We start from the raw sequence: 22,539 nt of genomic DNA on the forward strand, positions 1-22,539 counted from the left end.
TTTTATTCTGGTTTTGAGGCAGTATTGTTATTGTTGCCTCTGTTTTTATTTCTATGCCGATTAAAGCGTTTTTTTGGTCTATTATTTTGACCTTCTTTATTTTCTTTGCCTGCCGTTGCCGTACCTGTACTGTCTGGATTGCTCTGCTGTTTAGCTACCGCCTGTTTTGGTGGATTTTGTTCAGCTTTATCATTTTTCTGACCAGCTTTATTTTCCGGTTTGGGATTATTGCCCTTTGTTTTCCGTTTTTTCTTTCTTTTGTTCCGGTCATCCAGGCGTGTTAAGCTATCTTGGCCGACTACATTTTCGTAGTCGTAATTGACAATTTTTTCTTCCCGGATATCTTCGGTTTCTATTACGCTTGATATGGCTTCTGGTTTAATGCCCTGCTTATTCATTTCGACAAGTTCTTTGACTTGTTGAACCGGCATTGCAATCCAATTTTCTGCCCCTGGGAAAGAAAACCACATCATTTTTTTGAAGATATCGGTTTTTTGAAGATAGGCTACACCTTTAAGTGTTTCAATACGGTCAATATTGTTAGGAATATCTTTCAGCGCATCCATATAACTATCCAATTCGTAATTGAGACAGCATTTCAATTTACCACATTGCCCTGCGAGCTTTAACGTATTCAACGATAGATTCTGATAGCGCGCTGCTGAGGTGGATACGGTTTTAAAATCCGTCAGCCAGGTAGAGCAACAAAGCTCACGGCCACAGGATCCGATACCGCCAAGACGGCTTGCCTCCTGGCGCATACCAATCTGGCGCATTTCGATCCGTATACGGAATGCTTCGGCCATTTTCTTGATCAATTCACGAAAATCCACACGGCCTTCAGCGGTATAATAAAACGTCGCTTTTGTTTTATCGCCCTGATAGTCTACATCAGAAATTTTCATTGATAAGCCTAGATCCAAAGCAAGTTTACGTGCTTTATGCATGGTTTCCCATTCAAGATCTTTTGCTGCATTATACTTTTCTACATCCACTTCATTTGGCTTCCGATAGATCTTTTTTGTGACCGATTCTGCGGTAACATTGTTCTTTTTCAATTGCAGCCGAACCAATTCACCCGTCAAAGAAACGTGGCCAACGTCATATCCTCCCGTTGAGGGCTCTACAACGACCATTTCTCCCATCTCAAGGTATAGGTTGTCTACATTAATAAAGAAATCTTTTCGAGATCCCTTGAATCGTATTTCTACGATATTGAATGGTTTATAGTTTGATGGCATATCCATATCGGAAAGCCAGTCATATACATCTAATTTATTACATCCGCTAGTCATGCAAGAGCCATTATTTTGGCATCCTGCCGGTGTTCCACTTGCCGTGGTAGTACCGCAACCTCCGCCGGATGAGCAACTGCCACATCCCATAGTTTTCTATTTATATATATTGAGTTCCTTTCGGAAACGTTTTGTATTTGTATATTAATGTTAACTGCAAAGATAAATCTAAAAATAATATTTTGGGATTTGCATTTCTTTCTACAAAATAGTGCGTTTCCTCAAATAGATTTATTGTTGCTTCAATTTGTTCTACTGTGTAATGTACTGCAAATTTTTGGACAAAATCCAATTCTTTTACAGGTAAAAATACAAGACTGGAGAGGCCTTCCTTAATTAAAATAATCTGTCGCATCATGCTGATTGCATAAAAAAGAAAGCTTTTCTGATTTTCACGACCCATTTTGGATAAATCCTCTTCCACTAAAGAGATCATATTTGTGCCAGCATCTGATACGATAAATCGCAGCCAGTTAACTAAAATTCCAAAATGGTTATTCGTCTGTGTACTTAGTTGATTAAGTGCTTCCTGCAAGTTTCCATCTGCTATAAAAGCTATTTCGGATGCTTCCTGATCAGAAAGTTGATGCGTTGTTTTCAAATATTGTGCGACTTCAGCATGGTCTAATTTTTTTATTTTGACCAACTGTGTCCGTGAAATAATGGTATTTAAAATTTTATCTTGATTTTCTGCAACAAGAATAAATAAGGTTTTTTCGGGTGGCTCTTCAATCAATTTTAATAAAGCGTTGCCTTGGGTATCCAAGTATTCGGGCAACCACATGATCAAAACTTTATATTCAGCCTCAAAAGCTTTAAGGCTCAATTTCTTGATGATACCATGTGCTTCGGCAATATTAATATTAACCTGTTTATTATCCGCGTCCAACTGATTTCGCCAGTATTCCAATCCCATGTAAGGATTGGTTAAAAAGGACTTTCGCCAGCTTTCAGCGTAGTCAGCTGCTGTATCTTCTTTGTGTTTGGCTATAAACGGATAAGACATGTGCAAATCTGGATGAATCAGCTTGCTATATTTTCGACAAGATGGACATTCGCCGCAACTATCCGTAGCGTGTTTATTTTCACAGTTTAGAAATTGGGCATAGGCATATGCCAGCGCAAGGCTTCCTGAGCCCTCTGGGCCCAAAAATAATTGTGCATGGCTCACACGGTTTTCATGAACCGTATGAACAAGATGTTCTTTGATGTCTTTATGCCCAATGATATCTTTAAACTGCATACACTATTGCTATTATACAAATGTAATAAATATTGTGATTTATCAGGGCGTATTTGTTTTCTATACTTTTGAAAGCGTGCTTATTAATTGAAATACAATTGCTTAATTAAGTGCTATAAATCTTTGTATGTGGAAAGAAAGGCGTTTACAAAACGGAAAAATATTGATTAATTTGTGTATTATTGCACATAATAATTAGTAATTAGGAAATGAGATTCATTGTATCAACATCAATTTTATTAAAGCAGTTACAAGCTATCAATGGAGCATCTAGTACAAGTACTGTTTTACCAATTCTGGAAAACTTTCTTTTTGAAATAAAAGACAATAACTTGACTATTTCTGCTACAGATCTGCAGACAAGTATGGTTACTTCTTTACCGATTGAGGCAAAAGAAGAAGGAAGAGTAGCTATGCCTTCGAAGATCTTGATAGAAACATTAAAAACTCTCCCCGATCAGCCTGTTGCTTTTTCAGTAGACATGAATACATTGGCTATTGAGATCAGCGCCGGTGATGGTAAATATAAATTGAGTGGAGAAAATGCAGATGATTTTCCTAAAATTCCTTCAATTGATAATGGGTCTATTATCCAAATGCCGGCTCCAGTACTTTCGGAAGCTATCAGCAAGACTATCTTTGCGGTAAGCAATGATGAATTAAGACCGGCGATGTCTGGGGTTTTAGTTCAATTGGCTGAGAAAAATGTGACTTTTGTTTCCACAGATGCACATAAATTGGTCCGTTACACTAGGTCGGATATCAGTGCTGAAAAACCGGCTTCACTTATTTTACCTAAGAAGGCACTTTCTCTACTAAAATCGTCACTACCTTCGGATGATACAGCTGTATCAATTGAATATAATCAGACCAATGCATTTTTTAGCTTTGGCAATATCAATTTGATCTGTCGTTTGATCGATGAGCGTTATCCTGATTATGCTGCTGTAATTCCTCAGGTCAATCCAAATAAACTGACGGTTGATAGATTACTTTTCTTAAATACATTAAGAAGGGTTGTCATTTTCGCTAATAAAACAACACATCAAGTACGGTTGAAGATATCAGGTAGCGAATTGAATATCTCAGCTGAAGATCTCGATTTTTCCAATGAAGCACATGAACGCTTGTCTTGTCAATTTGAAGGGGATGATATGGAAATAGGTTTTAATGCCAAGTTTCTGGTTGAGATGTTAAACAACCTTGAAAGTGAAGAGGTCGTTATCGAAATGAGTACACCAAATCGTGCTGGTTTATTGATTCCTGCAACTTCTGAAGATCATGAAGATATTTTGATGTTGGTTATGCCAGTGATGTTGAATAACGCTTAATCTTCTGATCGGTTTTGGAAATAATTACACACCTTATTGACTTTATTCTCCATATTGATAAACATTTGGTTGAAATTGTCAATGACTATCAGTTGTGGACATACCTTATTTTGTTTCTCATTATTTTTGTTGAAACAGGGGTGGTTGTCATGCCTTTCTTACCAGGAGATTCCTTATTGTTTGCTGGGGGAATGCTTGCCGCGCAACCAAATGAATTGAATGTTTGGTTAATGATATTGATTCTGCTGATTGCTGCAATATCAGGCGACTCTCTTAACTATTCCATCGGAAAGCATTTTGGGATGCGATTGACAAAATTCAAGCTTTTTGGCAAACAGGTTGTCAAGGATGAGCAGATTGCCAAAACACACGCTTTTTATGAAAAGTATGGCAGTAAAACAATTGTAATTGCTCGTTTTGTCCCTATTGTACGTACTTTAGCACCATTTGTTGGTGGTATCGGAAAGATGAATTATGGTACTTTCATTACTTACAATGTTGTTGGAGCAATATTATGGGTAGGAGGTATTACATTAGCGGGCTATTTTTTGGGCAATATCCCAATTATTAGAGATAATTTTTCTAAAGTGGTACTGCTGATCATTTTCATATCGGTATTACCTATCATATTTGAATTGGTTAAAGAGAAAATAAAAACTAAAAAGGGGGTCCAATAGGATTCCCTTTTTGATTTATTGCCTATGGAAGTCGTTTCTCAACTGGTCGATTTTATCCTGCATATTGATCAACACCTGATACAGATCGTCAATACCTATGCCGGCTGGACTTACTTGATTCTGTTTCTGATTGTCTTTGCCGAAACAGGATTTGTTGTGACGCCATTTCTTCCAGGAGATTCAGTTTTATTTGCTTTAGGTGCCATTATTTCCCGTCCTGAAAGTAATCTATCATTATCACTTTTCTTATTTATTTTGATATGCGCAGCGATTTCAGGTGATTTTGTTAATTATGAGATCGGCAAGTATTTTGGAGCCAGGGTTTTTAAACCTGAATCAAAAATTTTTAAACCATCTTATCTTCGGAAGACGCAGGATTTCTATGCTAAATATGGTACTAAAACCATTGTTTATGCGCGTTTTGTCCCTATTGTCCGAACTTTTGCTCCTTTTGTGGCAGGTGTCGGAAAAATGCCATATACTATTTTTGGTAAGTATAATATAATGGGTGGTATTCTGTGGGTATCCTTATTTATCCTGGGCGGCTACTTTTTTGGACAGATTCCCTATTTCAGACATAACTTTTCATTAGTTGTATTGGCGATCATATTTATTAGCTTAACACCCATGGTGATACAGTTTTTGATGGTTAAAAGGTCAAAAAAAGATTAAACGTCAAATACTAAAATCAGTCTTTTAAGGTTAAAGGATTGATATGAAATATTTCATTTTAACATTTACCTTATTCGTCACACAGCTAGCTTGGGCACAGCGTGCCATTGTAGATCGTGGTCAAGCAAAAGAAGCTTACGAACTGTTGAACAAAATTCGAACAAATCCCGAAAAATATAAAAGGGAACTGAAGCTATTTAATCTCCATAAGATTACCCGAACAAAGCTTAATTGGAACAAACAGCTTGCCGAAGTAGCGGAATACCGGGCTAAGGATATGGCAAAACGCGGTTATTTTGATCACGTCTCTCCGGAGGGCTATGGTCCCAATTATTTTATTGAAGAAGCCGGATATCATTTAAATCAGTCCTGGGTAAAAAAAAGGAATGCTAATAATTTTGAATCCATTGCTGCTAATCGCGCCAGCGCGACCGATGCTATAAAAGCATTGATCATCGGAAAAGAAGCGCCCGGTTATCATCATCGTACGCATCTGCTCGGGATGGATCAATGGAACGGGTCGCTGTATGATATTGGGATCGGATATGTGAAGTGCAGGGGGGCCAAACCTTATGAAAGCTATCTCGTTGTTATTATTGCAAAGCATGATTGGTAAAGAAAATGAAAAATCATACCTTTGCATATGATAAAATCCATGACAGGATATGGCACGGCTTCCCAAGAGAACGGTAAAGTCAAATATAGTGTCGAAATAAAGTCCTTAAATTCAAAATTCCTTGAATTAAATCTTCGTCTGCCCAAAGTCGTTTCGGACAAAGAATTGACCTTGCGCACAGAGTGCAGTAAGCTTATTGAACGCGGCAAAGTTAATTTGAACGTAACCGTAGAATATACTGACCAAACAGCCAAGGCCTCATCGATCAACGCTGATTTACTGAAAAAATATTATGGTCAATTGCAGCAGATCGCAAATGAGCTAAATGATACGAATGTCAATCTATTCGAATTGGCGTTAAATATGCCCGAAGTTGTCACCAACAATGATGATACCGTTGATGATGAAGAATCCAGCGTATTGATGGATGCTTTTTATGATGCGGTTAAACATTTCAATACATTTCGTGAGGACGAAGGAAATGTATTGGCTCAAGATCTAAAAAAGCGAGCTGAGCTAATTTTGACTTATTTGAGTGAGGTGGAAGATCTGGAAGTTGAGCGTATCCCATTGATCAGACAGCGTATAGAGCAATTTCTCAATGATAGTGTGGGTAAAGAGAACGTAGATCAGAATCGTTTTGAACAGGAGCTTGTTTACTATATAGACAAATTAGATGTCACTGAAGAGAAAGTTAGGTTGCGTTCCCACTGCAATTATTTTCTGAAAGCCTTTGATTCTGCCGACTCCAATGGTAAGAAATTAGGGTTTATCTCTCAAGAGATGGGCCGTGAAATCAATACCTTGGGATCCAAAGCTAATCATGCCGGTATACAACAGATCGTGGTTAGAATGAAAGAAGAATTAGAAAAAATAAAAGAGCAGTTGCTCAACGTATTATAAGGATGAGCGGTAAATTAATTATTTTCTCGGCACCATCAGGAGCAGGAAAAACAACTATAGTAAGAGATCTATTAAGTAAACATGGGGATAAAATAGAATTTTCTATTTCTGCGAGTACCCGCGATCCAAGAGGGCAGGAAGTCGATGGAAAAGACTACTACTTTATGTCCAAAGAAGAATTTTTGCATAAAGTTGCCAAACAGGAGTTTATCGAATTTGAGGAGGTCTATTCGGGTACATTTTATGGTACTTTGCGTTCCGAAATCGAACGCATCTGGAAAGAAGGTAAAAATGTTATTTTCGATATTGATGTCGTCGGAGGATTGCGCCTGAAATCTAAATTTCCAGAACAGGCAATCTCTATATTTGTACAACCACCTTCATTAGAGGTGCTTAAAGAACGTTTAACCGGACGTGGCACAGATTCGGAGGAAAAATTGCAGGAAAGATTTGCCAAAGCGAAGTTGGAACTTACCTACGCGAATAAATTTGATGTGATCTTGAACAATTTTGATCTGGCGACGGCTTGTGCCGAAGCTGAAGAAATTGTAATGGGTTTCATCAATAAATAACGAATTGAATGAAAAAGATTGGTTTGTTTTTTGGCTCTTTTAATCCCGTGCATGTTGGGCATTTGATTATAGCAAATTACATGGCCAATTTTACAGGGCTGGATGAAGTATGGTTTGTGGTATCTCCACAGAATCCATTTAAGAAAAAATCAACTTTAGCGGATCCCTATGATCGTTTGGAAATGCTAAACCTAGCGGTGGAGGATTGCGAACATTTGCGTGTAAGTGATATTGAATTTCATTTGCCCATACCATCCTATACCATAGACACCTTAACGCATCTGAAGGAAAAATATCCAGCTAGAGAATTTGTGCTTTTGATGGGAGAAGATATCTTGGAGTCATTGGAAAAATGGAAAAATGCAGAGATTATTTTGCGCGATTACCATATTTACGTTTATCCGCGTCCGGGCTATAGTGGGGGAAGGTTAAAGGGACATCCCTCCATAACCATGACAGATACGCCCTTGATGGAGCTTTCTTCTACTTTTTTACGAAAGGCAATCAAAGAAAACAAAAATATTCAGTTTTTCACACCTCAAAAAGTGATTGATTTTATAGATAAAAAAGGACTTTATTCCTAAAGAGCATATCACAATAAAAATTAATCCCTGAATTTTATATGAGATTCAGGGATTTTTGTTTTTATGTCCCTGCAAAATAAACGGGATGCTTACCTTTTTTTGGGAGTGATACCTATCAGTTTCGATATGAATGTGTACTGCCGTTTATCGAAGGTTAAAGGAGCTGTGGTTTTTAGATTTAACAAATAGCGTTGTTTAAGTAAGAATAATTTTTTTAATTTTAAAAGAATTATGTATACTTTATGAGAAGTTTAATTTTATTATTTATCTGCCTAAGTAGCTGGACTTATGCCTTTGCACAGGCAGAAAGTGAGGAGGGAAGTGATTACTTTATGGACCCCGTTGCTATTGAATTCCGGACAAAGATGACCATACCTCCATATGGTTTGGCAAAGGTGAAAGCAATGATCGCAAAGTTGTCGCCGGTAGAAGATAAAGATGGTACAGATACTGGTTTACTGGCACTCTCAGCGACGGATTTTAAGAATTTAAATTTACGTGAAAAATTTACTTATACCATGATTCATGCTGAGGTGTATGCACAAAATTGCGATATACCAGAAAATCAGAAGGCTATCGACAAAAAAATATTTGGCAAGTTGCTCGGAGGTTTTAATGAAGCCTGGTGGTCAGAAAGGCAGATTGATTTTCTGCAGGAAAACAGAGATTCGGTCATGAAACTAATCCAGGAATCTGTTCTGAGAAGCAAACGAATGGGCGTGAATTACAAAGAGACGATCGAACAGATTAATGGCTGGCAAATGATTCCATTTATCATTGAATATGCAAAGAAAACCCCTAAAGATAAGGATGCATTGACTTTATTGCTGTTACTGATGAAACGTGGTGAGTATAGCGAATTTATGCAGTCTACATCCTTCAAAAAGTTATATGGCGAGATGAGTAATTATTATTCCTATTTAGACTATAATAAAGAGAATGAAGCATTGATATATCGTAGAGCAATGGGATATTACAATGAGAAAAAAGGTGAATAAATTAGGGGCTTGCTATAAAAAACGTCAATATCAGTGAGGAAAGCATTATACATATTGCTCTTTTTTTTATCAAACTTTTTATCGCTAGCGGGACAGGAGGAGGGATATATTTTAATTCCCGGGGGAGACTATCAATTGGGTGATACGATGAGTTTGGATAATCCGAGAAGAACGGTGCATATCACATTGTTTTGGATTGCTCCCTATGAGCTGACGAACGCTGAATTTGAAAAATTTGTCCTGGCAACGAATTATCGGACTATGGCGGAACGATATCATAATGCAATGGTATTTGAGCCCGGGCTTGCGGAGTTCAGGTGGCTGCAAGATAGCACTGCTTATTGGCGCTTTCCAAATGGAATAAGCCGTGGTGGTATAGCAGACAAAATGGATCATCCTGTCACCTGCATTTCTTTTAAAGATGTATTGGCCTATTGTGCCTGGGCCGATTGTAGATTACCGACTATTGAGGAGTGGGAGGTCGCTGCGCGAGCCGGTAATGATGGCCGTTATTTTGAAGGGGTGAATAAAGAAAATATCGGACAATATGCCAATATATGGCATGGTAAAGATCATCTTAAAGCAGACTATTCAGATGGTTATATGTATACTTCTCCGGTAGGGACTTTTAAACCGAATCCATGGGGGCTTTATGATGTATTTGGTAATGTATTTGAATTTTGCATGGGCAAACTAAATAGGGATGGGGAGCGCGATGTGGCTCATGCAAGAGGTGGTTCATGGTGGTGCAGTAAAAATAGCTGTTCGGCATTCAACACGGTTTATATTGGCTCTGTCAGTCCGAGTGCCTCATTCAGCAATCTTGGGGTTAGGGTCGTAAAAAAAGCCTTTACCCCGCAGGATAAAGACTTTTAAAACAAACTAATCTTAAAAGGTTGATTTTTTATCTTCCCATCCAGCCGCCGTCGACAGTAAGAATGGTACCGTGTACATAATCTGCTGCTTTTGAAGCAAGGAACACCGCCGGTCCTTTAAAGTCTTCCGGAGTACCCCAGCGTCCTGCGGGGATACGGTCCAAGATGGATTTCGAGCGTTCGGGATCCTCTCGCAGTGCTTCCGTATTATCCGTTGCGATATAGCCCGGCGCAAAACCATTTACATTGACTCCTTTAGCAGCCCATTCATTTGCAAAAGCTTTGACCAATGATCCTATTGCACCTTTGGATGCAGCATATCCCGGAACATTGATACCGCCTTGAAAAGTCAATAACGATGCCGTGAATACGATTTTACCAGTTCCACGTGAAATCATATCTTTTCCAATTTCCCTTGTCAGAATGAATTGAGCATTCTGATTAATTTCAATGATTTCATCCCAATATTCGTCAGGGTGTTCCGCGGCCGGTTTACGAAGGATATTTCCGGCGTTGTTGAATAGGATATCTATCGTCGGATGCTCCGATTTTACTTTTTCAATAAACTTATATAATTCTGTTCTTTTTGAAAAATCACATTGATAAGCATAAAAGTTGCGGCCTAACGCTTGGATAGATCTTTCCACTGCGGAACCTGTTGCCTCCAACGACGCCGAAACACCGATGATATCCGCTCCCGCTTCCGCTAATGCTTCCGCTATAGCCTTACCTATTCCCCTTTTACAGCCTGTTACCAAAGCGACCTTTCCGGTCAGATCAAAAGATTGCAGTATAGACATTATTTTGCGTATTTTATCGTTAATGGTTGATTTAAGTTATTTCTGAATTCTTTGATATAGGATTGCCATTGATCAAAACTGGTTATTTTACCTGCTTTATTGAATGCTGCTCCCGCAAAATAGATCAAAGGGCTGTTATTTTTGACGGTAGTAGCCAATAAAAACTGTTTTGGACTATCTTTGAATTCATATTTTACTTTGGGTAGGATCACTGCTGTTCCGGTGATTTTATCTCCTTCAGCAGGCTCCCAATAGGCCAAAATACCATTTTTGGGATCGTTTAAGAGCTGCGGTTTATCCTCTTTACGTTTGGCAAGACCAACGACTACAGCTGTACTGCCTGAAGTAGTATTTTTGATTGCATAACTTATTTTGTTCAGCTGGCTTCCCGCATCCAGAGAGACTGTCTTTTCAACTTGTATATGCTGTCCCTTTACATTTTCTGGCTCATAGATAAGCTTAAATGTAGTGCGTAAAGGACCGTTATCCAGTACTTTGTATTGACGATAATGTTTGTGATAGGTGACCTCCTGGTCAATAAATGGAGTTGCATCTCCTACTCCTAGAGTCTGACCTACGGAATAATAATCTAAACCTTTTCCATGATCGGCATGGTAATCTCCTGTTTTATACCATTCGTCAATAACGAGATCGTTACTACGTTTAGCCCAAAAATCAAATCCCTGGGCATCCTCAGAGCTGCCTTCCAAAGCTTTTCCATAGGCTCTGAATGCGGCAATGTCATTTTCCCAGGCAAAGTCATCCTTACGTTCAGGGACGTAACGTGCATATGCCCTGGACGTAACGGCTTGAGGATTATTTCCGGTTACGCCAAAAGTTAAAGCGCTTTTAGGTGCAATGGAGACTTGTATCAGCACATTTTGAGGTGTTGGCTGTCCTAATTTTTCCAATTGGTAAGCCAGTTCCCCTTTATTCTTGTTATCAACAATCGTAAAGACATTTTTCTTCAGTTCGAAATGTTTTTCGAATGTTGCATAAGGAATACTGATCAGCTCTGTTCTAGTTACCCCTGAAGGATTATTTATTGTGATCGTCTTATTATTTTGGGCAAAGGCGATACTTGAAATCCCCAGCGCTAAACTTAATATAAATGTTCTTTTCATTTGATAACGAATTAAAGAAAAAAGATTAAAGACAGCATTTGTAAGCGGAGGCTTGACCAACTAATATCTCAAATCTATCATCTAATATCTAAATACTACTTAAGCTCAGTGATAGCACATTTGTCCATGTCATCGTAGTCAAGGTTTTCACCTGCCATACCCCAGATAAACGTATAGTTGGATGTTCCTGCCCCCGAGTGAATTGACCAAGGCGGAGAAATGACCGCTTGATCATTATGCATCCAGAGATGACGCGTTTCGTCTATGGGGCCCATAAAATGAGATACTGCCTGACCTTCTGGCAATTCAAAGTAAAAATAAACCTCCATACGACGGTCATGTGTATGCGATGGCATGGTATTCCAAACGGATCCCGGTTTTAATTCCGTCATACCCATCTGTAATTGACAAGTCTGTACAACTTTATTCAATAACATTTGGTTGATGGTACGGTGATTGGCTGTTTCCAGTGATCCTAATTCTATTTTATTAGCATCTTCCTTGGTTACCTTTTTTGTGGGATAACTATGGTGAGCTGGGGTTGAGTTTAAATAAAATTTTGCCGGATTTGAATTATCCCGACTCGAGAAATAGATATCTTTTGCGCCTTGCCCGATGTAAAGTGCTTCTTTGGTTTTAAGTTCATACAATGTTCCATCTACTTCCACCTGACCATTGCCACCGACATTGATAATACCTAATTCTCTTCTCGAAAGAAAGTAAGGTTCTTTTAATAATTCAGGGATTGTTTCTAATTTGATTTTCGAATTTACGGGCATTGCACCACCAGCCATGTAACGATCATAGTGTGTGTAGACAAAGTTAATTTTATCAGTTTCAAAAACTTTTTCGATTAGAAAATTATCTCTTAATCCTTGTGTATCTAACGTTTTGTATTCTTTAGGCCCGATTGCATAGCGGGATTCAAAATTAATGCTCATAACTGAATGATTTATTTGAAAGCTAAATTTAGGGCTAATATTTATCAAAAGCGATAGAATCTTACGCAAACGATGTCGTACTTGGATAAATGATCTATCGAGACAAAATTCTTGAGGTTTTTATTTTTCAGATTTGCTAACTTCGTATATGGTAAAGAAAAAACCGAATATTTTAGTTGTTAATGATGATGGTATTACAGCTCCTGGAATTAAGGTGCTGTTGGAAGAAATGCAAAAAATTGGAAATGTGGTTGTCGTAGCGCCAGATTCCGCCCAATCGGGGATGGGGCATGCAATCACGCTTGGTAGACCACTGCGATTAGATAAGATCAACCTCTATGAAGGTGTTGAAATGTATCAATGTTCGGGAACACCAGTAGATTGTGTCAAGCTTGCTGTTAATAAAGTTTTCAAAGGGCAGAAACCGGATATCTGTGTGTCTGGTATAAATCATGGACTCAATAATTCTATCAATGTGCTGTATTCAGGAACAATGTCCGCTGCGGTCGAAGGTGCGATCGAGGGAATACCTTCTGTCGGTTTTTCGCTGGATAATTTTTCTCATGATGCCGACTTCAGCTATTGCAGGCCTTACGTGATTTCCATTACAGAACAAGTTTTGGCCAATGGCCTACCCAAAAATACCTTGCTTAATGTCAATTTTCCGCAAACACAGGGATTTAAAGGCATTAAGATCTGCAGGCAAGCTGGAGGTCATTGGGTAGAGGAGTTTGATGAGCGTATAGACCCGCATAATCGTGATTATTATTGGACTACGGGAAAGTTTGTCTTACAGGATCGTGGCGAAGATACGGATAGTTATGCATTGGCAAATGGTTATGTATCGGTTGTCCCTACGCAATTCGATATGACTGCGCATCATGCTATTCCGGAATTAAATTCATGGAGTTTTGATCATTTGGCTGGCACACATAGTAAAGGTGAAAAATAATATTTGGATAGGTTTGAGCGGAGGAACTGTCTTTCCTTTACTGGCATTTTTGTTGGTACGTTTCACCGATCTTGAACTTCATTTTCTGCCCGAGAAGCCAATGGCAACATATACCATTGCCGTATTGATCAATTTGATTTTTTTAAGGTTTGCGTACCGCTCAGGAAATGATCAAGTAGGGAAAGGGATTATCGTGGTGACTTTTTTAGCCATGGTACTTTATCTAATAACACACAAAGTGACTGTATAAAACAAAATGTAAATATCCGGGCGCTACAGCGAAGGTTAGCTACAAGTTTTTTACCGTTCATTTTTTAAACGAGGAATAAAATGAAATTAACATTAGGGTTTTCTCCCTGTCCAAATGATACATTTATTTTTGATGCTTTGATTCATCATAAAATTGATACCAAAGGGTTAGATTTTGATGTCGCCTATCAGGATGTCGAAACCTTGAATCTAAAAGCGTTCCAGGCGGAGCTGGATATTACCAAATTGAGTTATCATGCTTTTGCTTATGCTGTTGAAGACTATGAGCTGTTGGATGCGGGCAGTGCTTTGGGTTTTGGTGTGGGGCCGATGCTGATCACCAAAGATGCAGAATTGGCTAAGGCTCTCCAGGAAAGGTTAAAGAGTGGTGAGGGTTTGGGCGAATATGACAAGTTAAAGGTGGGATATCCCGGTAAGTTTACAACCGCGAATTTTCTATTGGGATTGGCATTTCCCGAATTAACCAATAAAATAGAACTGGTTTTTTCGGAGATTGAAGGGGCCTTATTGGATGGTTCAATTGATTTAGGACTTATTATTCATGAAAATCGTTTTACTTATGCTGAGAAAGGATTGTATAAAGTCGTCGATCTGGGAGAATATTGGGAAAGTACGACAAAATTTCCGATTCCACTAGGCGGGATTGTCGTAAAACGATCACTGCCAAAAGAAATAAAAGATACGCTAAACACAATTTTAAAACAAAGTGTTGAATTTGCCTTTGCTAATCCGAGGTCGGGATTAGAGTTTATCCGTAGCCACGCACAGGAAATGAGTGAAGACGTCATGTATAAGCATATTGAGCTCTATGTCAATAAATATTCGGTTGAATTAGGCGATGAAGGGCGTGATGCAATTACTAAAATGTTTCAAAAGGCGCAGGAAATGGGCTTTATCCCGCATTCGGATAAGAAACTGTTTCTTTCATAACGTCGGTTCCAATAGTTAGCAGTGGTAGAAATAGATCGCACGTTCACAGCACTGCCTGTTTGTAGTTAAGTATTGCTATTTTTGATTTCAAGAGCGTGTGCTAAGGATAATAATGGTAAAATAGCAAGAGTACAGTAAATAGTGGAGCGGAGAATAAGGGACGAAACGCATTGAAAAAAATAACGTAAAAAAAATAGTGGTAAGCTGTTAGATATCATATCTAATAACTAAATTTGCCCGATTAGTGTCAAATTGTCTGCAATTTTACTTTGGAGTCATTATTGTACAAAATCTTTAGTTGAGATAGAAAAAAAATTATGTTAAAGTTTTTAAGTAAATTATTTGGAAGTAAATCCGAAAGAGATATCAAGGGGGTTCAGCCTATTGTAGAGCAAATCAAAGCTGAATATGATAAACTTTCAAATCTAACCAATGACGAGTTACGTGCCAAGACCGCTGACTTCAAAGAAAGAATTAAGAATTACCTCGCAGATATTGACCAAGAAATAGATACGCTAAAAGCAGAAGCGGATCAGGATGAGGACGATATGGCCAAGAAAACTTCTATTTATGAACAAGTGGATAAATTGTCCAAAGATCGTGATAAGAAGTTGGAAGAGGTCTTGAATGATATTTTACCAGAGGCCTTTGCTGTGGTTAAAGAAACTTCAAGACGTTTGACAGAAAATGAAGAACTTGAAGTTACTGCTAGCGATTTTGACAGAGAATTGGCTGTTTACAAACCAAACGTTATTATTAATGGTGATAAAGCCATTTGGAAAAACAAATGGATGGCTGCTGGTACAGAAGTAACCTGGAACATGGTACACTATGACGTACAGCTGATCGGTGGTATCGTTTTACATAGTGGAAAAATTGCTGAGATGGCTACGGGTGAAGGTAAAACCTTGGTAGGGACACTACCAACGTACCTAAATGCGCTTTCTGGACAAGGGGTACATATCGTAACCGTGAATGATTACCTTGCCCGTCGTGACTCGGAGTGGAATGCACCGCTATTTGAGTTCCACGGTTTATCTGTAGATTGTATTGACAAACACCAACCAAACTCACCACAACGGCGTAAAGCTTACCAATCGGATATCGTATATGGTACGAACAACGAATTTGGTTTCGACTATTTACGTGATAATATGGTTCAGACGCCTGATGCATTGGTGCAAGGTAAATTACATTTTGCCATGGTCGATGAGGTTGACTCGGTTTTAATTGATGATGCCCGTACACCATTGATTATTTCAGGTCCGATCCCGCGTGGCGATCAACATGAATTCTATCAATTGAAACCACGTATTGAGCGTTTGGTACATGTTCAAAAGGCTTATATCAATACCGTGTTAAATGATGCTAAAAAAGCATTGGCTGCTGGTGATTCTGATGTTGAAGGGGGTGGTCTTGCTTTATTGAGAGCGTACAGAGGTTTGCCTAAAAACAAAGCGTTAATCAAATTCTTGAGTGAAGGTGCCAATCGTTCTATCTTGCAAAAAGTAGAAAACTACTATATGCAAGAGCAAAATAAAAATATGCCTAAAGTCGATGCAGAACTTTATTTTGTCATCGATGAGAAAAACAATCAGGTCGAACTAACAGAAAAAGGTATTGAATTGATCACAGCGACAGGAGAAGATCCTTCATTCTTTATTTTACCTGATGTAGGTACTGAAATTGCAGAAATCGAAAAGTCTTCGTTGACTTTGGAAGAAAAAGCAGCTCAGAAAGAAGACTTATTGCGTGATTACTCGATCAAGGCTGATCGTATCCATTCAATCAATCAGCTATTGAAAGCATATACCTTGTTTGAGAATGATGTGGAATACATCGTGGATGAAGGTAAAGTGAAAATTGTCGATGAGCAAACCGGCCGTATTATGGATGGTCGTCGCTACTCAGACGGTTTACACCAAGCGATCGAGGCCAAAGAGAATGTGAAAGTCGAAGATGCGACACAAACTTATGCGACGATTACTTTACAGAACTACTTCCGTATGTACCACAAACTTTCGGGTATGACCGGTACTGCTTCAACCGAAGCCGGAGAACTTTGGGAAATTTATAAATTGGATGTTGTAGAAATTCCTACAAATCGTGTTGCCCAACGGGAAGACCGTCAGGATCTGATTTATCGTACGGCACGTGAAAAATATAATGCAGTAGCAGAGGAAATCCAACGGCTGACAGAACAGGGGCGTCCTGTATTGGTGGGTACAACATCGGTAGAAATTTCCGAGCTCTTGAGCCGGATGCTTCAACTGCGTAAGATCAGACATAATGTATTGAATGCGAAGCTTCACCAAAAAGAAGCAGATATTGTTGCTGAAGCCGGACGTCCGGGACAAGTGACGATCGCGACGAATATGGCTGGTCGTGGTACGGATATTAAATTGACGGAAGAAGTTAAAAATGCAGGTGGTCTTGCAATTATCGGTACAGAACGGCACGAATCTCGTCGTGTTGACCGTCAGTTACGCGGTCGTGCAGGTCGTCAGGGAGATCCAGGATCATCACAATTCTTCGTTTCCCTAGAAGATAACTTAATGCGTTTGTTTGCTTCTGAAAGAATCTCCAATATCATGGTGAAAATGGGTGTTGAAGAAGGTGAAGTGATGCAACATAGCATGTTGACCAAATCCATTGAACGAGCACAACGTAAGGTTGAGGAGAACAACTTTGGAATTCGTAAGCGTCTATTGGAATATGACGACGTGATGAATTCACAGCGTACCGTAATCTATTCTAAACGTAAAAATGCGTTGTTTGGCGAGCGTTTGGATGTGGATTTGAATAACATGATCTTTGACGTTGCTGAAGAGATTGTCGCTGAAGCGAAGGAGCAAGGCAATTACGAGGACTTCCAAATTGAAGTCATCCGCATTTTTGCCATTACACCGGAAATCACAGCTGAAGAGTTTGCACAAGGAAAAATCGAAGGGCTGACAGATCGTCTTTTTGATCAGACAATCCGAGCTTATCACCACAAAATAGATGCTATCGGTGCTTTGACCGTTCCGGTATTGAATGATGTGTTTGCAGAACGTGGTCAGATTGTTGAAAATGTGGTGATTCCATTTACAGATGGTATCCGTGGTATTCAAGTGTCAGCAAATTTGAAAAAAGCGATTGAGAGCAACGGTAAAGAGGTGTTCAAATCCTTTGAAAAAGGAATTGTATTGGCATTGATCGACGAAGCATGGAAAGAACATTTACGTGAGATGGATGATCTAAAACAATCTGTTCAAAATGCTGTTTATGAACAAAAGGATCCGATCATTATCTATAAAATGGAAGCCTTTAACTTGTTCAAATCTATGTTAGCTGTTATGAATAAGGATGTCGTGAGCTTTATTTTCAAAGGTGAGATTCCCGGACAAGAAACAACCTCATTACAGGCTAGACAAGTGACTCAAGCACCTGTAAAGACAGTTGAGACCAAGGCAGAGTTGGTTTCACCAACAGGTGTTAGTGAAGAAGATGTAAATGATGGTCCAAAAGAACCTGTTCGTAACGAGAATACAGTGGGACGCAATGACGAATGTCCTTGTGGTTCTGGTAAAAAATATAAAAATTGCCACGGCGCAAATAACTAATCGATAAGAAAGGTTAAACTATGCTGAAGAGAGGATTGATTTTCATACATGCACTTGTGCTATTTACGATCGTTCATGTAAAAGCACAGGAAAAGGGTGGAGTTATTGTAACCAAAGATTCTTTGATTACGCAGCTTCAGAATTTTAGGGCAGCAATGGGAATCAATCCTGTCGAAAGCAAAACCACAACAGTACCTTCTAAACCTGTTGTACGTTCCGCGGCAACAAGAGTCAAGGTGAGAGGCTTTCGCGTCCAGATCTTTGCCGGATCCAGTCGAAACCAAGCTTTTTCGGAGCAAACTCGTTTTCGGGGAATGTATAAAGATGTTGATACCTATATCACTTATGATGAACCAAATTATCGGGTGAAGGTGGGCGACTTTAGAAGTCGTTCCGAAGCGAATGCGTTTATGCGTGAGCTGCGTCAATATTTTAGTAACGTTTTCGTATTTTCAGAAAGCGTTTTTGTTTATCAATAAATCAAACAACCTCATGGCAAGTACGAAAGAAAAAGTCCTGGCCTTAGCCCACCAATATTTTGAAGATACAGTCGCTAACCGTAGACATCTTCATCAAAATCCTGAACTTTCCTTTGAAGAATATAATACTTCGGCATTTGTAAAGGCGCAGCTGGATCAATTAGGCATCCCTTACGAAGTAAAAGCAGACACAGGTATCGTGGCGTTAATTAAAGGTGAACTCGCTTCAGATGAAGTAATCGCCTTGCGCGCGGATATGGATGCATTACCTATTCAGGAAGTCGAAGGACGACCTTATGGATCCAATACTCCCGGAGTCATGCATGCTTGTGGCCATGATGTACATACGTCCTCGTTGTTGGGAACCGCAAAGATATTACATAGCCTGAAAGCCGAATTTGGTGGGACGGTGAAATTAATCTTTCAGCCCGGAGAAGAACGTTTGCCCGGTGGAGCATCCCTTATGATCAAAGAAGGAGCACTACAAAATCCGGCACCTTCTGCGATAATAGGCCAGCATGTCATGCCCTTTATTGAGGTGGGCAAAGTCGGCTTTCGTGAAGGCAAATATATGGCTTCCTGTGATGAGTTATTTATGACCGTAAAGGGTCGGGGGGGACACGGTGCACATCCGCATCAGAATATTGATCCGATTGTGATCACAGCACATATTATTACTGCTTTGCAACAGATTGCGAGCCGTTTTGCAGATCCACGCACGCCAACAGTCCTGTCCTTTGGTAAAATCATCGCTAACGGTGCGACAAATATAGTCCCTGACCAAGTGTATCTCGAAGGTACGTTCCGAACATTCGACGAGCAATGGCGTGCTGAGGCACATGAGACGATGGTAAAAATGGCTGTCGGAATCGCCGAAAGTATGGGCGCTACCTGCGACTTCGAAGTTCGCAAAGGCTATCCATTCTTGATCAATGAGCCTGAACTAACTCGGAGTGCGCGCACTTTTGCAGAGGAATATCTTGGAAAAGAAAATGTCGTGGATTTGGACCTTTGGCCAGCTGCGGAAGATTTTTCTTACTACTCGCAAGAAATCAATGCTTGTTTCTACCGATTAGGTACAGGAAATAAGACGAAAGGAATAACTTCTGCGGTGCATACACCTACATTCGATGTCGATGAATCTTCGCTGGAGCTCAGTACGGGTTTGATGGCTTACATCACCTTGCGCAGATTAGGGTATTAAATCTTTCGAAATGTCATCGCATCATATTGTTCGTGAAAACCAGGAACCTGCTCTGCTGATTGAAGATCTTTTTCTGATTGATGAAGAAAATTTGGGACAACTACTTGAATGGAGCCCATCTATTGTCATAGAAAATAATCTGATTGATCAACTGGCTGCGAGAAGATACAAGTTTGATATTGTTTTTGCGCAGAACCATATAGAGCCCCTCCAGGAAAATTTAAAAGTCATCCCCTATCGTGCTAATTTTTTACAGTCCGCTATTGAATATCTCGTTGAACATCAGTATAAGGCAGTCAATATTATTACGGATCAAATAGGCCTTGCTCACTATCAGTACTATTTGGACCTGATCAACATCGTATTGTTAGCGCAGGGGATGCGCTATTACTTTGTTCGTACTGGATTTACAAAATGGAAAGCAGGCGGCGAACAGCTAAAAATAGATGCCCAAGGCGAAGAAATTATGACAGAAGGTCTGAGAAAAATTGGGGCGGGTCTTTATCAAACAGAAAAGGACGGCTTATTTAAACTAGGATTTTCGAATTCGAAATATATTTTAATAGGAGAGACGATCGCATGATAACGATAGAATTAGCCGAACAGACGGACATCCGTAGTATTTCCAATATGGCTCATATCATATGGCCGGACGCATATGGAAAAATACTTTCAAAAGAACAGATTGATTTTATGCTGGAGAAAAGCTATACTGTTGAGGGCTTAGCTGAGGGAATGGTAAATGGACAGTTTTTTTATATTTTGAAGGAAGATGGTATCGGCCAGGGCTTTGTTGCACTGAAAACTTTTGCAGATAAACTCCGGATTGAAAAGCTCTATTTGATGCCCGATGTACAGGGAAAAGGTTTCGGGAAAGCTTTGATTGATTTTGCCATTGACAAAGCAAAAACCAAAGGCAAGGATATTCTGGAACTCAATGTCAATAGAAATAACCCTGCTTATCATTTCTATTTAAAGCAGGGCTTTCAGGTTGTCGAAACTGTTGATATTCCTTATTATGATTATGTATTGAATGATTATGTCATGCAGCGGGCAATAGATCGTACAGTCTCTTCTTAGTCTTTTAATTTTTCCACGCGTGAAGGCGTTTGTTTGCCTTCCACAATGCCTGAAGTACCGATAGCAATTGCTTCGATACTGGAAATAATATTTTGAACGTTTAAGGTGCTGACTTCATCCTTTACCGTATGGTAATACTCATCTTTGTCCATTTGGGAGGTAGAAAACGAATGTGCGGGAACACCTTTTGCCGCTAACACGGCATTATCACTGCGATAGAATAAATTCTGTTTTGTGTAAGGATCAGGATAAAATTTGAAAGTCGTGTTCTTTAGATTTTCCTGCATTAATTTACCTAGATCCGAGTGATCATAGCCTGTTATATAGACCGAATTAGGACCAAATTTTGAATCTTTTCCGATCATTTCCATGTTGATCATCGCCACGACCTGATCCGCATTGATATGGTTGGAAAAATATTTTGAACCATACATGCCGAGTTCTTCGGCTGTAAATGCCACAAAAATAAGAGTCCTTTCATTGCTGTTTTTCTTTTTGTAGTAATCCGCCAGTGTCAACATCGCTGTTACTCCTGATGCGTCATCATCGGCTCCATTGGCAATAGAATCTTGTCCTACGGCAGGTAATATACCAATATGGTCATAATGCCCAGAAAAGATGACGTACTCATCGGGTTTACTCTTTCCGGGGATAACACCGGCTACATTAAAAAGCGGGAAGTGCTCAAGATCCCGTTCGATATGGATGTGGAGTGTTTTTGGTTTTTCCTTCGTCAGCAGGTAGACTATCGAAGGTTTTTGTGCGCCCGGATCTTCAATAAATTTGGGTTTGTTCAGCATTTGGCTAAAACGAACAAAAGAAGCTTCAAATGAAGGGTCTACTAGTACAAGCGTATTTTCTTTGGATAGGGAATGCTCCCGAAAGGCCTGGGAGAAATCTGCGCCGGATGCAATATAAACGACTTTCACAGGACTTTTTTCGTCCCATTTGAGCTCTACGTGGTTACCCAACGATATGACATGCTCAGCCGGTACTGCCTTTTTATTGATCGTCGCGACGTTGCTTTTGGGCGAGAGCTTGTCCAGTTGGAATGTTTGCCTGAAAGATTCTTCGGCGTAGGGCTTGAGTCCTATTTTTTTCATCTCCACTGCGATAAAATCTGCCGCTGGCTCAATGTCTTTTGTCAGAGCCGATCGTCCACGCATATCATCCGATGCCAAGGTATTTAAGATACGGTCCACATCCTGACGCTGTTGTTCAGAAATCACTTGCTGTCCAACGGTAATGGAAGATAGGGCAATCAATGCGAATGTTAAAAATATTTTGGGTACTGAATTCATAAAGTTAGTAATGTTCGGATGAAGATACTGATTTCGCCCGTAAATTTTGTGGAAATTCGCGCTAGTCTTCAATTAAGACCTATTATC

The 22,539-nt window shown here is 39.5% G+C and carries 23 protein-coding genes; 17 read left to right on the forward strand and 6 right to left on the reverse strand.

From position 1 onward, the window contains the following. Window positions 1-2: 2 nt before the first annotated feature. Window positions 3-1,385 (reverse strand): PSP1 domain-containing protein, encoded by a 1,383-nt coding sequence (locus HPC41_RS03195; RefSeq protein WP_172392539.1) that lies wholly within the window; start codon window positions 1,383-1,385, stop codon window positions 3-5. 10 nt (window positions 1,386-1,395) lie between these two features. Continuing rightward, window positions 1,396-2,538 carry a DNA polymerase III subunit gene (locus tag HPC41_RS03200; protein ID WP_172392540.1) on the reverse strand — a complete coding sequence of 381 codons (1,143 nt, stop codon included), beginning with the start codon at window positions 2,536-2,538 and terminating at the stop codon, window positions 1,396-1,398. A 209-nt stretch (window positions 2,539-2,747) separates the two neighbouring features. Here HPC41_RS03200 and dnaN point away from each other — a divergent pair, with 209 nt between their 5' ends. From dnaN to HPC41_RS03245, 9 genes are all read left to right on the forward strand, one after another. Further along, a complete protein-coding gene (gene dnaN / locus HPC41_RS03205) occupies window positions 2,748-3,869 on the forward strand; it encodes a DNA polymerase III subunit beta (protein WP_172392541.1) in 1,122 nt (373 codons plus the stop codon). 14 nt (window positions 3,870-3,883) lie between these two features. Then, complete coding sequence (locus tag HPC41_RS03210) at window positions 3,884-4,546, forward strand: DedA family protein (RefSeq protein ID WP_172392542.1); 663 nt, start codon at window positions 3,884-3,886, stop codon at window positions 4,544-4,546. Window positions 4,547-4,570: 24 nt separating this feature from the next. After that, window positions 4,571-5,218 carry a DedA family protein gene (locus HPC41_RS03215; protein WP_172392543.1) on the forward strand — a complete coding sequence of 216 codons (648 nt, stop codon included), beginning with the start codon at window positions 4,571-4,573 and terminating at the stop codon, window positions 5,216-5,218. Between the two features lie 43 nt (window positions 5,219-5,261). After that, window positions 5,262-5,834, forward strand: coding sequence for a CAP domain-containing protein (locus HPC41_RS03220; RefSeq protein WP_172392544.1), 573 nt, complete (start codon window positions 5,262-5,264; stop codon window positions 5,832-5,834). A gap of 27 nt (window positions 5,835-5,861) precedes the next feature. Further along, window positions 5,862-6,737, forward strand: a complete 876-nt coding sequence (locus tag HPC41_RS03225; RefSeq protein WP_172392545.1) for a YicC/YloC family endoribonuclease — start codon at window positions 5,862-5,864, stop codon at window positions 6,735-6,737. 2 nt (window positions 6,738-6,739) lie between these two features. Beyond that, window positions 6,740-7,309 (forward strand): guanylate kinase, encoded by a 570-nt coding sequence (gene gmk / locus HPC41_RS03230; RefSeq protein ID WP_172392546.1) that lies wholly within the window; start codon window positions 6,740-6,742, stop codon window positions 7,307-7,309. Window positions 7,310-7,317: 8 nt separating this feature from the next. Next, window positions 7,318-7,893 carry a nicotinate (nicotinamide) nucleotide adenylyltransferase gene (nadD, locus tag HPC41_RS03235; protein ID WP_172392547.1) on the forward strand — a complete coding sequence of 192 codons (576 nt, stop codon included), beginning with the start codon at window positions 7,318-7,320 and terminating at the stop codon, window positions 7,891-7,893. 242 nt (window positions 7,894-8,135) lie between these two features. Continuing rightward, window positions 8,136-8,891, forward strand: coding sequence for a hypothetical protein (locus HPC41_RS03240; RefSeq protein ID WP_172392548.1), 756 nt, complete (start codon window positions 8,136-8,138; stop codon window positions 8,889-8,891). Window positions 8,892-8,924: 33 nt separating this feature from the next. Then, complete coding sequence (locus HPC41_RS03245; RefSeq protein ID WP_216660643.1) at window positions 8,925-9,767, forward strand: SUMF1/EgtB/PvdO family nonheme iron enzyme; 843 nt, start codon at window positions 8,925-8,927, stop codon at window positions 9,765-9,767. A 28-nt stretch (window positions 9,768-9,795) separates the two neighbouring features. On the opposite strand, the gene HPC41_RS03250 is transcribed toward HPC41_RS03245, so the two are convergent. The 3 genes from HPC41_RS03250 to kduI form a co-directional block, all read right to left on the reverse strand. After that, a complete protein-coding gene (locus tag HPC41_RS03250; protein WP_172392587.1) occupies window positions 9,796-10,560 on the reverse strand; it encodes an SDR family NAD(P)-dependent oxidoreductase in 765 nt (254 codons plus the stop codon). Window positions 10,561-10,565: 5 nt separating this feature from the next. After that, entirely contained in the window at window positions 10,566-11,690 is a 1,125-nt protein-coding gene (locus tag HPC41_RS03255) for a DUF4861 family protein (protein ID WP_172392549.1), read from the reverse strand. Between the two features lie 95 nt (window positions 11,691-11,785). Next, window positions 11,786-12,631, reverse strand: coding sequence for a 5-dehydro-4-deoxy-D-glucuronate isomerase (gene kduI / locus HPC41_RS03260; protein WP_172392550.1), 846 nt, complete (start codon window positions 12,629-12,631; stop codon window positions 11,786-11,788). Between the two features lie 148 nt (window positions 12,632-12,779). Here kduI and surE point away from each other — a divergent pair, with 148 nt between their 5' ends. From surE to HPC41_RS03300, 8 genes are all read left to right on the forward strand, one after another. Further along, window positions 12,780-13,583 (forward strand): 5'/3'-nucleotidase SurE, encoded by an 804-nt coding sequence (surE, locus tag HPC41_RS03265; protein ID WP_172392551.1) that lies wholly within the window; start codon window positions 12,780-12,782, stop codon window positions 13,581-13,583. Beyond that, a complete protein-coding gene (locus HPC41_RS03270; RefSeq protein WP_172392552.1) occupies window positions 13,573-13,833 on the forward strand; it encodes a hypothetical protein in 261 nt (86 codons plus the stop codon). The genes surE and HPC41_RS03270 overlap by 11 nt, the downstream gene beginning before the upstream one ends. Window positions 13,834-13,913: 80 nt before the next feature. Continuing rightward, complete coding sequence (locus HPC41_RS03275) at window positions 13,914-14,783, forward strand: 1,4-dihydroxy-6-naphtoate synthase (protein WP_172392553.1); 870 nt, start codon at window positions 13,914-13,916, stop codon at window positions 14,781-14,783. A 317-nt stretch (window positions 14,784-15,100) separates the two neighbouring features. After that, complete coding sequence (gene secA, locus HPC41_RS03280) at window positions 15,101-18,388, forward strand: preprotein translocase subunit SecA (protein WP_172392554.1); 3,288 nt, start codon at window positions 15,101-15,103, stop codon at window positions 18,386-18,388. A gap of 20 nt (window positions 18,389-18,408) precedes the next feature. Further along, the gene (locus HPC41_RS03285) at window positions 18,409-18,867 is read left to right on the forward strand and encodes an SPOR domain-containing protein (RefSeq protein WP_172392555.1); all 459 of its coding nucleotides are present in this window, start codon (window positions 18,409-18,411) and stop codon (window positions 18,865-18,867) included. 13 nt (window positions 18,868-18,880) lie between these two features. Beyond that, a complete protein-coding gene (locus HPC41_RS03290) occupies window positions 18,881-20,071 on the forward strand; it encodes a M20 metallopeptidase family protein (protein WP_172392556.1) in 1,191 nt (396 codons plus the stop codon). A gap of 10 nt (window positions 20,072-20,081) precedes the next feature. Further along, entirely contained in the window at window positions 20,082-20,654 is a 573-nt protein-coding gene (locus HPC41_RS03295) for a thiamine diphosphokinase (RefSeq protein ID WP_172392557.1), read from the forward strand. Next, window positions 20,651-21,151, forward strand: a complete 501-nt coding sequence (locus HPC41_RS03300) for a GNAT family N-acetyltransferase (RefSeq protein ID WP_172392558.1) — start codon at window positions 20,651-20,653, stop codon at window positions 21,149-21,151. The genes HPC41_RS03295 and HPC41_RS03300 overlap by 4 nt, the downstream gene beginning before the upstream one ends. On the opposite strand, the gene HPC41_RS03305 is transcribed toward HPC41_RS03300, so the two are convergent. Beyond that, window positions 21,148-22,452: a M20/M25/M40 family metallo-hydrolase gene (locus HPC41_RS03305; protein WP_172392559.1), complete on the reverse strand. Its 1,305-nt coding sequence runs from the start codon at window positions 22,450-22,452 to the stop codon at window positions 21,148-21,150. The two genes, HPC41_RS03300 and HPC41_RS03305, sit on opposite strands and share 4 nt — an antisense overlap. Window positions 22,453-22,539: the final 87 nt, after the last annotated feature.

The sequence above is a fragment of the Sphingobacterium prati genome (assembly GCF_013167215.1).
Classification (GTDB): domain Bacteria; phylum Bacteroidota; class Bacteroidia; order Sphingobacteriales; family Sphingobacteriaceae; genus Sphingobacterium; species Sphingobacterium prati.

Bases quoted from the DNA above. Each gene is read 5' to 3' on its own strand.
- HPC41_RS03195 (WP_172392539.1), bottom strand. From the start codon at position 1,385: ATGGGATGTGGCAGTTGCTCATCCGGCGGAGGTTGCGGTACTACCACG.
- HPC41_RS03200 (WP_172392540.1), bottom strand. From the start codon at position 2,538: ATGCAGTTTAAAGATATCATTGGGCATAAAGACATCAAAGAACATCTT.
- dnaN (WP_172392541.1), top strand. From the start codon at position 2,748: ATGAGATTCATTGTATCAACATCAATTTTATTAAAGCAGTTACAAGCT.
- HPC41_RS03215 (WP_172392543.1), top strand. From the start codon at position 4,571: ATGGAAGTCGTTTCTCAACTGGTCGATTTTATCCTGCATATTGATCAA.
- HPC41_RS03220 (WP_172392544.1), top strand. From the start codon at position 5,262: ATGAAATATTTCATTTTAACATTTACCTTATTCGTCACACAGCTAGCT.
- HPC41_RS03225 (WP_172392545.1), top strand. From the start codon at position 5,862: ATGATAAAATCCATGACAGGATATGGCACGGCTTCCCAAGAGAACGGT.
- gmk (WP_172392546.1), top strand. From the start codon at position 6,740: ATGAGCGGTAAATTAATTATTTTCTCGGCACCATCAGGAGCAGGAAAA.
- nadD (WP_172392547.1), top strand. From the start codon at position 7,318: ATGAAAAAGATTGGTTTGTTTTTTGGCTCTTTTAATCCCGTGCATGTT.
- HPC41_RS03240 (WP_172392548.1), top strand. From the start codon at position 8,136: ATGAGAAGTTTAATTTTATTATTTATCTGCCTAAGTAGCTGGACTTAT.
- HPC41_RS03255 (WP_172392549.1), bottom strand. From the start codon at position 11,690: ATGAAAAGAACATTTATATTAAGTTTAGCGCTGGGGATTTCAAGTATC.
- kduI (WP_172392550.1), bottom strand. From the start codon at position 12,631: ATGAGCATTAATTTTGAATCCCGCTATGCAATCGGGCCTAAAGAATAC.
- surE (WP_172392551.1), top strand. From the start codon at position 12,780: ATGGTAAAGAAAAAACCGAATATTTTAGTTGTTAATGATGATGGTATT.
- HPC41_RS03275 (WP_172392553.1), top strand. From the start codon at position 13,914: ATGAAATTAACATTAGGGTTTTCTCCCTGTCCAAATGATACATTTATT.
- secA (WP_172392554.1), top strand. From the start codon at position 15,101: ATGTTAAAGTTTTTAAGTAAATTATTTGGAAGTAAATCCGAAAGAGAT.
- HPC41_RS03285 (WP_172392555.1), top strand. From the start codon at position 18,409: ATGCTGAAGAGAGGATTGATTTTCATACATGCACTTGTGCTATTTACG.
- HPC41_RS03290 (WP_172392556.1), top strand. From the start codon at position 18,881: ATGGCAAGTACGAAAGAAAAAGTCCTGGCCTTAGCCCACCAATATTTT.
- HPC41_RS03295 (WP_172392557.1), top strand. From the start codon at position 20,082: ATGTCATCGCATCATATTGTTCGTGAAAACCAGGAACCTGCTCTGCTG.
- HPC41_RS03300 (WP_172392558.1), top strand. From the start codon at position 20,651: ATGATAACGATAGAATTAGCCGAACAGACGGACATCCGTAGTATTTCC.
- HPC41_RS03305 (WP_172392559.1), bottom strand. From the start codon at position 22,452: ATGAATTCAGTACCCAAAATATTTTTAACATTCGCATTGATTGCCCTA.